We start from the raw sequence: 13,843 nt of genomic DNA on the forward strand, positions 1-13,843 counted from the left end.
AAAAATCGTGGGTAACACTGGGCTCGAACCAGCGACCCCTTGCACGTCAAGCAAGTGCTCTACCAACTGAGCTAATTACCCATCTTAACCTTAGTATAGTGCTTCAGTGAAATGAAAGTCAATTTGCTTTTAGACTTCTTGCTGAATGAAACTCCTTGACAAACCTTCCCACTTTCCTTATCATACCAATAAGAGTACTTATCCTTGTTTTTGATCCTCGCGGGTTCAACAACAAAAATTCAGTAAAAAACTCAGATATTTATTGGCAAATTACATAAAAATTATAGCGGCTGCATGTCTTTTTTATTTTTTCTACATTCAGCCAAATCGCGCTTGTTAGCACATTATTACAACGCCAATTTACATTGTTATAGGGTCAAAACTCGCTACATAGGGATTTTTTTGCCTTTTTTAAAATTGATAAATTTCTTAATATTTATAATTCCGTTACTTGTTAGCAGCCACCTAAGGTCAGCTATAGAATTTTAGCCACATTCTAAATGTTGCATATTAAGTTAACTATCTATACTTTTTTATTAAGATATAAATTATACCAATATGAGAATTTACGTTTTTTTCAGATGAGTCACTTTATGCTTGATATTGTAAAGGCTAATAAATTAGAGGTTAGAATTATGACAATCAATCAACAAGTAAACAAAAATATAACTAAAGAAGAATACTTTAATAATAAGCATATCATAGAAGTTAAAGATTTAAATATTAAAGTAGAAGTTTATTCTCATAATTTAAGAGCAAGTAAAGTTGCTCACATTGAAAGTGAGATAAGAGAAACAGCTACTAATTTTAAAGATGCATTTAAGTTGGAGCCTGGTAGCTCAGAACAAACGTTCAAAATTTATGTGTTTGATGATAAGGCTGATTACACTCATCTTGGCGGAAGCGAACGTTTTGGTTCTTACCTTGGAGATGAGGGTGGTAAATGTTACTACAAAGGAGAAGCTGATGTTTTTGCTGAGATGTATGTCTATCAGCAAGGTGGCGTTCATAACCTTCAGCATGAATTTGCACATGGTTTAACTTACTTGGCTACAGGAGGAAAATCTCTACCTACAGTATTAATGGAGGGAATTGCAGATTACTTTGAACATCATTCAGATCACAAGTTCAATGCTCAAGGGTCAAGCATTGATAAAACTGAAGCCGCAAATTTGGATCTAGGTGGAATTTTAAATTTACAATACTCAGCCAATGGTGAAGAAAACAGTTTAGTGTATAAAACTGGTCATGCGTTGATAATGTACTTACAGGAAAAAGATCCTAGTTTATTAAGAGACTACCTAGATGCTTTACGTCAAGGTAACTCAGATGAATCAAAAAGTTTCTTGAAAGACATAAAAGGACATGATGCTGACTTCAAAAGTTGGCTTGCTGAGAATGATACAGAAACTGCAATGGAACATCTCAACGCTTTGCAAGTTACAAAAGGAGATTTTATAGCAACTGGTCAAGAAATAGTGGGTGGAGAAATTAAAAACATATCCTACTATAAAGCAAATATAGAAAAGATAGATGGAGAAAACGTTGGAAGTTTTTCTCCTGTAGAACATGTTGCATTTTATGATGTTGCTCGTGCTATTAATAGGGCAACAAATGATAACCTCGATATATCAAAGGAATATCATTTTTTAAAGGTAGTAAAAACTCCTGATGGACAGGATAAACTAACTTACTCTGATCAACAAGGTAATGAATATCAAAACAGTCAAGAGTATAAAATGCAAGCTTTGAGGATATTATCAAAATATGGTGAAGATCTTAGAAAATCTTACTATGATGGGAAAGAAGACTTAGATAAGCAGAAGGATATAAAATATAATGATGTGTTGAAAAGCCTTCGTGAACAGGAAGAAACACAGCGTCATGATGCATACGAGCAATACAAAAGAGGAGAGATCTCTTATGAGAAATTTGTAGAAAAATGCAATTCAGCCAGCACTAATTATCATAATGAAGGTAAGAGATTATATAATGCTACACAGGACAAATATACACAACTGAAAGATGATTTGCTTGATAAAACCATAAACGCTGGCTTGAAACAAGTAAAAGAAACTCAGAACATTGACGTAGAAAAGATGTTAGAAGAGATGGTTAATATCGATCCAAACCTAATCAGAGGTGCTCATATTAATCTACAAGAAGGTAAAGTTTTCTCTATCAAAGCTCTTGGTCACGGAGATATGGGTGCACTATCTATATATGATGGGAATACAAAGCTTGGAGAGTTGTCGAGCGAATCGGGCTTTTTTAAGCAAGTTGAAGGTCAAACTAAAGAAACTTTTGTTTTTGAGGACATATTGCACAACTTGAATACTCAATATGACGGTGGTGCTTATATGGCTATTACAAAAGAAAATGGTCATTATAAAGCTTCTCTGATAGATGGCAGAACAGTTGAACGTGATGAATACTTTGATGAAGCACATTTACATGAAAATGAATTGTTGCATCCTAGCACTGGACACATTCAAAAAGATTTAGATTCTCTACTTCTTAGAGGGACCAAAATTCTAAATCATCAGGATTCAAAGCATGCTCAATATTCTGATGAGCAAAGAGAAAGCGGTGTAATCGTAGAAAAAGGAACATTATTGGATGATAAAGGGACTGATAGAACAGACGACGATGTATACGAAGCGGTTGTAAAGCAAGGAGGCGAAAATCTACATGCATTCAAAAATATGGGCTTCTATATCACTGAAGAGATGAAAAATGAAAGAGGTGAAGTTGTAAATGGGAGTAACTTATTCATTCATGATCACGGAAAAAATGTACGCTATCAGTTACCTGAAGAAGTTACTCATCTAAAGTTAGTGCAAAAGGATGAAGGATACAAATTAGTGCCAGCTGATGAACGTGGTAATGAATATAGGTATGATGCTCAAGGTAATACTATACCAGAAGAATACAAATATATCAACCCAGTATTTGCACATGAATATGAAAAGAGAGATTATTCTCATAAACATATAAATGTGGGCCTTATAAACTTAGAAAAATATGCCCCTGGTAAACTTTTTACCATTAAACATGATCCAAATGATTATCAGATACAAAGAAACTCGAGTGGTGAAATAGTGAGAATCAACAATCAAAGATATTTCACTAAAGTAAAACTATTTGATGGTGATACTGATGAAGAAATAGGAATGTTATCTAATAATTTCCATAACTTCAAAGGAAAAATATTCTTTTCTGCTGATTATAACTACAGCTATAATGATTTCCTCGCATCTGTTTCTCCTCAAGTTGAAATTGAGAATATGGGAAATGGAAGTAAAAAAATAACTTTCGATCAAGGCAGTGGCGATATCGGCGATACTAACAGAGGCTACACGGACTATCAGAGAATATTCACAAAAGAGAAACAAACCGAAAGTCCAAAAGGGCAAGTAAGTGAAACTAAGACAGAAGTTCATAGTACTACTAATGTTGTTGCTGAAGAGAGAAACGACAACAGTGAAATACAGTCTGATCAACCACAAATTCCAACAAGGGCAAAAAGGTCAGCTTCAGTGGAGGAGAAAGAGCAGGTAGTGTTGAAAGACACAATCTTGAAAATAGAAAAGAGCTATGATAGAGATGTAGAAGGAAAGCATAAGGCAAATGTAATCATAGATTATAATGATGTGAAAGCCTTGTATAATAGAGCAGAAGGAGCAGATAAGCAATCTGTGTTAGATTTTTGGAACAAACTGCATACATCGGATTATAAGATTGGTGCTTTGCCGGAAGACAAGTATTACTTTAAAGATGGCAAATTTCTAATTCACGATAGTGACACGAAAAAGCTTATAGTGTTACCTGAAGATAAGGTATCCATCAAAATAATGAAGGATGGTGATAGTTATAGTTTGGCTATATCAAATGGTAATGGCAAAGTAATAAGCAGCATTAGTAAAATAGATAATCCAAATTACGAATTGCTATCAGATTCAAGTCACTTCAGCTTAGAAACACAAGATAACTTTGAGTTATTAGATCAACATCATGAATATAATCTCTATCTAGAGAATGGTTTTGTGAAAATGTTCGACTGCGCAAGCGATCACGTTTATCACGATCATAACTCAGCCTATATCTAATATATAAGGAGGGCCCTGCCCTCTTTTTGTTATTCCAATGCCCAGACACTGGCATCCAGTAAATTTGCTAGTATAAAAGTAATCAACGTTTCTTATGATGGAAAAATGGATTCCAGTGTCAAGCACTGGAATAACACCAAAGGGGCTACTAGGATGACATCGTCTGCTACATACTTAGATCACAAGAGAAGAATTCTGAAGCGAAAAGCTTCAAGGAAATCTTATGCAAAATCTAGTATTTACGGAATTTATATTATTTTCATGCACATTATGGTTTTTATAATTAACGGAAAGTGATATGGCTAGTTTAACTTTTAAAGACAACTCTGGAGGAAATGTACCATCCCCTAACATTAAAAGCATAATTTATGAAGATGCTGCACAGAATAAGTATACCTTTGGTGTAGACAATGCTACTAATGTTTTCAACACTTTTAAGTATGAACCTAATGGTGCTGCTGAAATAGATTACAGTGCTACAGCAACAAAGTTCATGACTGGAGGTGCAATTGCTACATTATTAGGTATTGGAACTAATGTAGATGCAATAAAAACTAAGACTGATTCTATTCCAGCTGACTTAAGCGCTGACTTAGTTACCATAAAAACTCAAGTCGGAACAGATCTGATATCAGGAATAAAGGCTAAGACTGATAAGATTACAGATACCTTAGGAGCTGATGTCACTGCTATAAAGGCTAAAACTGATACTATTCCAGCTGACTTAACAGCTAAAGTAACTGCTATAGAAACTGCTACAAATTCTGCTAATTTAGGAGATAAAGTTACTGCAATACAAACTAAGACTGATAAGATTACAGATACCTTAGGAGCTGATGTCACTGCTATAAAGGCTAAAACTGATACTATTCCAGCTGACTTAACAGCTAAAGTAACTGCTATAGAAACTGCTACAAATGCTGCTAATTTAGGAGACAAGGTTACTGCAATACAAACTAAAACTGATAAGATTACAGATACCTTAGGAGCTGATGTCACTGATATAAAGGCTAAGACTGTATTTATTCCAGATACCTTTACTGCTGATGTTGCTGCTATAAAAGATGCTACAAGTGCTGCTAATTTAGGAAAGAAGGTTACTGCAATACAAACTAAGACTGATAAGATTACAGATACCTTAGGAGCTGATGTCACTGCTATAAAGGCTAAGACTGATAAGATGCCTGCTGATTTAGGAACTGAGTTAGGTAATTTAGCTAAATCTGCTGAACTAGCTCCTTTAGCTAAATCTGCCGATGTTACTGCTATAAAGGCTAAAACTGATACTATTCCAGCTGACTTAACAGCTAAAGTAACTGCTATAGAAACTGCTACAAATTCTGCTAATTTAGGAGATAAGGTTACTGCAATACAAACTAAGACTGATAAGATTACAGATACCTTAGGAGCTGATGTCACTGCTATAAAGGCTAAGACTGATAAGATGCCTGCTGACTTAAACGCTGAGTTAATTAAGTTAACTACAATAGGAAATGCTATAAATGGTAATGGTAACGTCACTGAAGCTGCTAAAGCTGTACTAGAGAGCAGTTTCAAGAAAGCTATTAAAGAAGCTGGAGAAGATGGTAGCGAATGGCTTAAAAATGAGATAAAAGAGATAGTGTCACAGCCATCCTTCGAGATTCCAACAGATTCAAGTTCACCTCTTTCTTGGGATTGGTAATGTAAGTGCTAGTGAATGACATCGCAAGATGTCATTCACTGTTGTCATTCCAGTATCACATGCTGGAATGACATCCTTGTTTTATTGCAACTAATTTGCAGTGATTTTTGTTTTAATGTAAATGGAATATAGTCCTATTGCTGCTGCGTTTGAAACATTTAGACTATCAATTACGTTTGACATTGGAATTTTTAAAAGATAATCACAACTTTCTTTCACTAATCTCCGCATTCCTTTCTCTTCAGAACCAAAAATAATTACTCTTTTTTGCCCAAAATTCTTTATTTCATCTATATTTTCCTTTGCATTGCAATCAAACCCATAACACCAGTAGCCTATCTTTTTTAAAGACTCCATCGTTTTTACTATGTTTGTAACGTATATTAGAGGAACAATATCCAGTGCTCCACTTGCTGCTTTTGCGATAGATGCATTTTCGCTCGGTGAATGGTGATGTGGTAAAACCAGTGCATCAATGTTGAAACAAGCTGAGGTTCTTAAAATCGACCCTATATTGTGTGTATCAGTAATTTGATCTAAAATGACTATAGTAGAGCTGTCACCTGAACCTTCAGCTATTTCTTCGATATTTAAGCTGTGAAAAATAGGAGCAACTTTTAAAGCAATTCCTTGATGATTGACACCTTTGGGTAAAACATCATTGAACATTTTGTTCTCTACCAGTCGAGGTTTAATGCCCTTACTATCTGCACATTGTTTAATTTCTTTCTCAAATTCTCTGTAGAAATTTTCTGTTACTAACAGTTTTATACACCGCCTATTTTTGTTTCTTAATGCTGAAATACAAGTGTGCTTTCCATATATCCAACAGTTTTCATTAGCTTTTGATGATTTCATCTCATTATTGAAAATCAGTTTTTTATAGAATAAGCAATATTTTACTGTGTTTATATATTGTTGTAAAATTATGCAGTTCAATTAATGAATTTATGTCAGATGATGAGTTAGATTGGCAAAAAAATGTTAAGCCAATAGAATGTGGAAAAGTTACTTTGAAAGTTGATCACAAAGTAAATATAAAATCTATGATTGATAAAGGTGCCTCTAGTTTACAAGAAAATTTTCTTAATACTGATAATGGTGATTCATCATTTTGTCTTGACTACAATACAAAATTAAAGATCGATAGGGGCAAATATTTTATAAGCGATAAACTCGATTTGCATGGCTATAGTATAGATAATGCTTATTGTAAATTGATAGATTTTATTATCAAAAATTATCAAGCAAGGAATAGGTGCTTATTGGTAATTACGGGGCATGGTAATAGTACAGATAAAATAGACACTATAAAGAATAGCTTAAATAAGTGGTTGAATGACACAAAAGTTCGAAATATGATCTTATACTATCAGCAAGCCATAAAAAAACATGGTGGCAAAGGAGCTTTTTATGTCTTATTAAGAAGAAATAAAGGTTAATTTTAGAGTACCTATTTAGGAGTACCTTTCTTAGAATTCACGTGTTGAAGAATGATTTCTGCTAAACCTTTACTAATTCCAGGTACGTTTTGAATTTCAGCTAGAGAAGCTTTGCTTATATTTTCTACAGAACCAAAATGAGACATGAGTGCCTTCTTTCTTTTACTGCCAACACCGGATATTTCACTTAATTGTGAAGCAAAAAACTGTTTATCGCGTTTTTTTCTATGCGAAGTTATCGCAAAACGGTGAGCTTCATTACGCAGCAATTGTAAATAAAGCATGACCTTACTGTCACTTGCTAGAGTAAATTCTTCTCTGTCCGGCACATAAAATCTTTCATTTCCTGCATTACGATCATGACCCTTTGCCATACAAGCAAAAGGAACTTTTATATTCAATATTTCCAACACATTCTGCACTATGGAAACATGTCCTGGACCGCCATCAATCAGTAAAAAATCAGGGATTATATCTTTTATATTGCCAGAGAAACGTCTAGTCAGCACTTCTCTCATCATTTTATAGTCATCACCTGAAATTTCTTCTTTTATAGTAAATTTTTTGTATTCACTTTTTAAAAAACCTTCCTGCCCTGCAACAATCATCACACCAACTTGTTGATTTCCAGATATATGGCTATTATCATAAACCTCGATACGCTTTGGAATATTTGGTAACGAGAAAATCTTCCTAAGCTCTTCGAGCTTTTCTAGGTTATTTCTATAATCAGTAAGCTTCTGTTCTAGACTATGCTGAGAATTATTGTAAATAAAATTCAACAAATCACGTTCTTTACTATTTTTCGCATGCAAAACTTTTATTGATTTTTGAGTAAGAGCATAAAGTGCTTGTTCTATAATTTCCTTATCCTTAATAAAATCGGGAACGTAAATTTGCGCTGGTGGTGTGTTAACTGGATTATACAAATTGACCAAAAAGGTGGATAAAATTTCATCATTTGAATGATCACTACAATTCTCAATGAAGTAAGGAATGCTTCCATAGTTACCTTTATCTCTGAAAGATAGTACACCAATGCATGCTAAGTCTGCCTCACGTACAACGCTAAAGAAATCTGCATCTTCTTCAAAAGAAAAATCCATTGGCTGCATTTGAATTTGCTGAAGAAATTTCAATCGATCTCTATAGACAGCAGCAAGCTCGTAGTTCATCTCCCTACTGCACTTTTCCATTGTAGAAAATAGCTGTCTTTGCACTTCTTTATTCCTTCCTAGCAGAGTATCTTGTGCTTGTTTTACTGATTTGCAGTAATCATCTTTTGTAATTTTATCTACGCATGGTGCTGAACAGCGCTTAACTTGATACTCAAGACATGGTCTTTTTGTTGAAGAGAAATATTGATCTGAACATACTCTTAAGAGAAAAGCTTTTTGCAATGATAATATAGTGTTCTTAACAGCAGCAGCAGATGGAAAAGGGCCGTAGTAATGAAACTCATTCTTCTTAAACTTACCTCTATATTTCGCTATTCTTGGATAATCATGCTTAGAAATTGTTATATAAGGATAAGATTTTCCATCCCTAAGCAAAATATTATAAGATGGTTTTAACGATTTTATTAACTGTGCTTCAAGAAGCAATGCTTCGATTTCATTCTCAGTGATGAATATTTCAACCTTAATAACCTGTGAGATCATTACTCTGATTCGTTCAGAAAGGTTTTCGAATTGAAGGTAGTCAGATAATCTCGACTTCAAGTTTTTTGCTTTACCAATGTATAAAACCTTACTCTTATCTCCAATCATCTTATAAACGCCACAGGATTGTGGAGATGATTTGATTTGTTCCTTATATTGCCTGAGCATTTATCAATTGTTTAACCTGTATAAGGTTAAACTCTGCTACTAAATGAAAGGTAGAAACAACATTTGCAAGCAAAGATAACCTGTTTATTCTAAGCTCATTAGAATCACAGTTAATCTTTACACTGTCCATAAATTGATTGATAAATGGAGCAAAACGAGCAAGTTCATCAAGCGCTGTATTAAAGTCGTTATTTTCTATCGCTTGTTTGATGTTTTTACAAGCAGCTATAGCACAATTTGATAGCGCAATCTCCTCATCTTCAATCAAAAACTTCTTACTGTAAGATGCATTATAAGTAGTGCCATCACTTTTTCTCACTTTGCTCATCATGTTACTGGCTCTTTTATAAGTGCTTAGAACCTGTTCACCTTCTTTTGTACTAAGATAACGATCCAATATCACAGTTTGCTTTTCCGCTTTCAGCAGATCATTAATATCGACTTTATATAGTATTGAATCTACAACATCTTGCCTTATATTTCTATTTTTTAAAATAATCTTGAACCTTTCTAAGCAGAATTTAAATACTAGTTCTAAAATTTGTTTTTCACTTGGCTTATCAACTGGAGTTATATTTTTATTCAATAGAAGCCTTGAACATAAAGATACTGACTTATCTATCAGCAATCTAATTGGAATATGCAAATTATTTTCAAGTATTGTTCTAATTATACCAATTGTCATTCTACGCAAACCAAACTGATCATACGAACCAGAGATTTTCTCACCTGCTGCAATTAAGCCAACCAAACTATCCATTTTGTCTGCAATAGCTACAGCAATCGCAGTAGGAGATCTAGGGCATTCTTGGTCCGATCCAATTGGCTTATAGTGCTCAGTTATAGCTTCCACTACTTCTTTATCCTCTTGAAAATAAGAAGCGTAGTATCCACTCATTACTCCTTGCAATCCCGGAAATTCTTTCACTATCAACGTTGCAAGATCTGCCTTTGCTAAATATGCAGCACGTTCAACTTTAATTAATGAAGCATGTGGAATAAATATCGCTATATACTTTGAAAGAGCGATAATACGCTTCACTTTTTCTTCTACGCTACCGAGCGAAGCATGAAATGAAATAGAGCTCAATTTTTTGACATAGTAATCTAGGTTTTCCTTCTTGTCTTGAGATATCAAAAACTGGGCATCAGCAAGACGTGCTTCTAATATTCTTTCATGGCCTTTGACAACTTCATTGTTGTTAACATTTACAACAGTAACAAAATGTGATATTTTCTGTCCATCACTTAAAGCAAGATACTTTTGCTGCGTATTAATTATACTAAGTATTACTTTCTTCGGTAATTCTGATGATTTTACTTTACCAAATAATACTATTGGCCACTCTATAAGCCCTGCCAATTCATTAAGTAAATAATCATTTTTTTCAAGTTGTAAGTTCTCCTCTTTTGTAAACTTATTAATCTGATCTAGTATAAATTGCTTTCTTTTGTCCAACTGGAGAATGACATTATTTTTTTCTAACAATTCAAAATAGTCTTTGGGTGTTTTAACAGTAAGTACTGCATCACCTGAAAGAAACCTATGACCATACGTCACGTTGCATGCTGTAACCCCTGCAAAAGATATAGGTATTATTTCGTCATTTAAAATACATAGAATATTTTTAATTGGCCTAACCCATCTCTCTTTTCTTTCACTCCATCTCATACTCTTTGGCCAAGAAAAGTTTTTTAGCATTTCCTCCAGTTGATTTTTGAGAAACCCGTTGATGTTAAATAAGCAGCTTTCTCTCTTAATGAAGTAAAAATCTTCATCATTTACTTTGCGAATGAGTAAATCTTCTTCACCTTTCCGATTTTTTCTCAAAAAACCTTCGATAGCACTTTTCGGTGCATTAACTCTTGGTCCTTTAATTTCATTGTTAGAATCTTTTAGCTCTAAAGCACTTATGCCATCAATAAAAAGAGCAATGCGACGTGCAGTCACATAAACTTCTATAGATGCAAATTTCACATTATTTTTACTAAAAGCATTAGTGATATAGCTCTTAACCTGAGCTGCAGATGAATTCTGCATTCTTGATGGAATTTCTTCTGAAAGACATTCAAACAATAATTGTGACAACATATTCTACTTTGCTCTATATAATTCACAGCATTTTTTTGTTAACTCTCTCACTCTACCAATATAGGCTGTACGTTCATTCACACCAAGCACACCTCTTGCATCAAGTAGATTAAGTAGATGGCTCGTTTTAATACATTGGTCATAAGCTGCTATCGGCAATTCTTTTTCAACAAGGAATTTACACAGTTTTTCTGTATCCTCAAACTGCTGTTGTACTACTTTAGTATCATAATAATCAAGTGCCAGGTAAGAAAACTCTCGCTCTCTTTGTTTAAAAATATCTCCATAAGTTACACCATTATCGTTCCACATTATGTCGTAAACATTATCTACACCCTGTATGCACATTGCTAAACGCTCTAACCCATATGCTACTTCACCAGGAATTATTCTGCAGTCAATACCTCCCACTTGCTGTATATAAGTAAGTTGTGTTACTTCCATTCCGTTGCATGTAACCTCCCAACCAAGACCGGATGCGCCAACACTTGGGTTTTCCCAATCATCTTCAATAAACTTAATATCATATTCTTTTGTCGATACACCAAGAGCTTTTAAGCTATTTAAGTAAATATCTTGCAAATTGCTGCCAGATGGTTTTATTATAACTTGGTATTGATGATGCTGATATAAACGATTAGGGTTGTCGCCATAGCGTCCGTCTGCAGGTCTGATTACTGGTTGTAGATACGCAATTTTTGTTGATTTTTCGTCAATCGCTGACATGATTGTTGCGGGATGTAGTGTTCCAGCTCCAACTTCAGACGTATATGGATGAAGTATAGTACACCCTTCATCTGCCCAAAAATCTTGTAATCCCTTTATTATATCCTGTAGATTCACGCAAACTGTATATCTTTTAAACTGAATACATAAGCAAATAAGTACTATTCTATACTTATTTTTTTAATAGTGCCATGAAAATAGTCACTCAAGGCTATTGAACTTTCTTTTACATACTCAAATATGCTTTTGTTTAAAACAATCGCATCATGCATAGTCAGATCGCAGAATATAAATGCAGTCAAGTACAATAAAATCACTGCATAAAACACATGAAAAATCCCTTCAAATGTGATTGATATTGCATTGTTATAACTAAGCTGTATCGTACTTATCGGCCATGGTTTTATTACTTCTACAATATTAAAAAATAAATAAGGTATTATAAAGAAAAAGAACAAATGCATAAGATCATTAAACCAAAATGGACATTGAAGTATTGCCTTGCATATACTTAAATAGAATTTACTTACAATATAATAAATTGACATTATTGCCGGCATCGAAAACGCAACAGTCATCACCTGTCCTGATGCTATTTGTATTACTATATTCTCATCACTGCTGGCTGAAGGATCTTGAGTATGAAAAATAGATATGCCAACTAATTGCAGCACTAACATAACTATTGCTAGCTTGGTAAAAATAGCAGCTACAACTATGCCTGAATTCGGCATTTTATATAGTATAAAATCACCTCCGTATGTAAGCATTAATATAATGTCGGTAATAAATAATATTAGAAAAGAAGACCAATAATGCTGCCAACCCGGTAAATATCCTACTCCTAAAAAAGAGCTTACTATTTTGGCAGGAAAAACCTTGCCTAGCATCTTACCCAAAAATTGAAAAAAAATCCCCATGTCCTAACTAACACTTGACTTATATTTTTCACAATACTGAATTGTAATGGACTTATCAATACACTTCTTGCATAGAAAAAAGGCAAATAGTTAAAAACGATCTAAACCGTTGCCCCTTTATACTAGTAGCCTCCTTTTTTGTCATCCCAGTGCTCCGACACTGGGATCCAGCCTTTCTTACCAATAAAAACTTAGAATAAGATCTCCTTTGTGCTCAAAAAATTCCTGGATTCCAGTGGGCTTTGTTGCACAGCTCTTCGGATAGTGGGTAATGTATAATAAATTCATGAAGCTATATCAAACTTAGCCATGCCTATTTCAGTAAATTTGTTAAGCAAATAACACTTGAGTAGCAGTTCCTTCTCACGATTAATCTCAGATTTATTCCTAAAACTAAATCCAAATATTTGCTTCAGTCGCGAGAAAAAACTTTCTATATAAGATCTCTTCCAATAATTTATCTCTTTTTTCCACCTCTTCATACCATCTTCATCATATGACTTTATGAGCTTGATTGTAGAATTTCTCTCATTCATATAATCCAACTTTGGATGCTCTACTGCATTATTTTGCGGAGGAATCCTTGTCTTTATGTCAAGCTCATCGCACAGTTTGTATAACTTCTTTCGATCTATCTGCATATATCGTGCTTATGTTATACTTGGTATCCACTCTTTCAATAAGATCACAGGCTCCATAGTGGTCGGAATAAACTCCACTACTGTATTTTGCAGCTATAACTTTTTTACTACCTATCTCTAGCATTACATGTAGCTTTCTTGTTTGCTCATAGCGGCGATACTTTCTATCTGTACCATTTGCCTTACTATGGCCTGGAGTATTATTGTAGATGCTGATACCTGTACTATCTATAGCAATTTCAATATCTTCCATATCGTTCTTATCAACTCTGCAGTCGTTGATTTTGATATTAAGCTTTTTAAACCTTCTTGAAGCCTGCGAATAGCTGATAATTTGCAAAATTTTCCCTATTTGCTCAAGATATTTCTCTATAAATCCCACTGTTTGCCTAAGAGCCTG

8 protein-coding genes, 1 tRNA gene and 1 pseudogene are annotated in these 13,843 nt (G+C 34.1%); 3 read left to right on the forward strand and 7 right to left on the reverse strand.

What is annotated here, in order from left to right:
- Nucleotides 1–8: 8 nt before the first annotated feature.
- Nucleotides 9–81: transfer RNA gene (locus MJ631_RS04515), tRNA-Val, on the reverse strand.
- 512 nt (nucleotides 82–593) lie between these two features.
- Between MJ631_RS04515 and MJ631_RS04520 the strand changes: the two genes are divergently transcribed.
- The gene (locus tag MJ631_RS04520; RefSeq protein ID WP_262986204.1) at nucleotides 594–4,109 is read left to right on the forward strand and encodes a hypothetical protein; all 3,516 of its coding nucleotides are present in this window, start codon (nucleotides 594–596) and stop codon (nucleotides 4,107–4,109) included.
- Nucleotides 4,110–4,407: 298 nt separating this feature from the next.
- Complete coding sequence (locus tag MJ631_RS04525) at nucleotides 4,408–5,793, forward strand: hypothetical protein (RefSeq protein ID WP_262986205.1); 1,386 nt, start codon at nucleotides 4,408–4,410, stop codon at nucleotides 5,791–5,793.
- Between the two features lie 90 nt (nucleotides 5,794–5,883).
- On the opposite strand, the gene rlmB is transcribed toward MJ631_RS04525, so the two are convergent.
- Nucleotides 5,884–6,651 (reverse strand): 23S rRNA (guanosine(2251)-2'-O)-methyltransferase RlmB, encoded by a 768-nt coding sequence (gene rlmB, locus MJ631_RS04530; protein WP_262986206.1) that lies wholly within the window; start codon nucleotides 6,649–6,651, stop codon nucleotides 5,884–5,886.
- Nucleotides 6,652–6,743: 92 nt separating this feature from the next.
- On the opposite strand from rlmB, the gene MJ631_RS04535 reads away from it, so the two are divergent.
- Entirely contained in the window at nucleotides 6,744–7,235 is a 492-nt protein-coding gene (locus tag MJ631_RS04535) for a Smr/MutS family protein (protein WP_007302491.1), read from the forward strand.
- A gap of 11 nt (nucleotides 7,236–7,246) precedes the next feature.
- On the opposite strand, the gene uvrC is transcribed toward MJ631_RS04535, so the two are convergent.
- The 5 genes and pseudogenes from uvrC to MJ631_RS08245 all read right to left on the reverse strand — a co-directional run.
- On the reverse strand, nucleotides 7,247–9,064 hold the full coding sequence (gene uvrC, locus MJ631_RS04540) for an excinuclease ABC subunit UvrC (protein ID WP_012481994.1): 1,818 nt from the start codon (nucleotides 9,062–9,064) through the stop codon (nucleotides 7,247–7,249).
- The gene (gene glyS / locus MJ631_RS04545; protein ID WP_007302493.1) at nucleotides 9,048–11,156 is read right to left on the reverse strand and encodes a glycine--tRNA ligase subunit beta; all 2,109 of its coding nucleotides are present in this window, start codon (nucleotides 11,154–11,156) and stop codon (nucleotides 9,048–9,050) included. The genes uvrC and glyS overlap by 17 nt, the downstream gene beginning before the upstream one ends.
- A gap of 3 nt (nucleotides 11,157–11,159) precedes the next feature.
- The gene (locus MJ631_RS04550) at nucleotides 11,160–11,999 is read right to left on the reverse strand and encodes a glycine--tRNA ligase subunit alpha (RefSeq protein WP_127464006.1); all 840 of its coding nucleotides are present in this window, start codon (nucleotides 11,997–11,999) and stop codon (nucleotides 11,160–11,162) included.
- 44 nt (nucleotides 12,000–12,043) lie between these two features.
- Nucleotides 12,044–12,802: a hypothetical protein gene (locus tag MJ631_RS04555; RefSeq protein ID WP_007302495.1), complete on the reverse strand. Its 759-nt coding sequence runs from the start codon at nucleotides 12,800–12,802 to the stop codon at nucleotides 12,044–12,046.
- Between the two features lie 284 nt (nucleotides 12,803–13,086).
- Nucleotides 13,087–13,837: pseudogene (locus MJ631_RS08245) on the reverse strand (transposase); the annotation flags it as partial.
- Between the last annotated feature and the right edge of the window lie 6 nt (nucleotides 13,838–13,843).

Origin of the sequence: Wolbachia endosymbiont of Oryzaephilus surinamensis (assembly GCF_025617515.1) — a bacterium.
Lineage (GTDB): Bacteria > Pseudomonadota > Alphaproteobacteria > Rickettsiales > Anaplasmataceae > Wolbachia.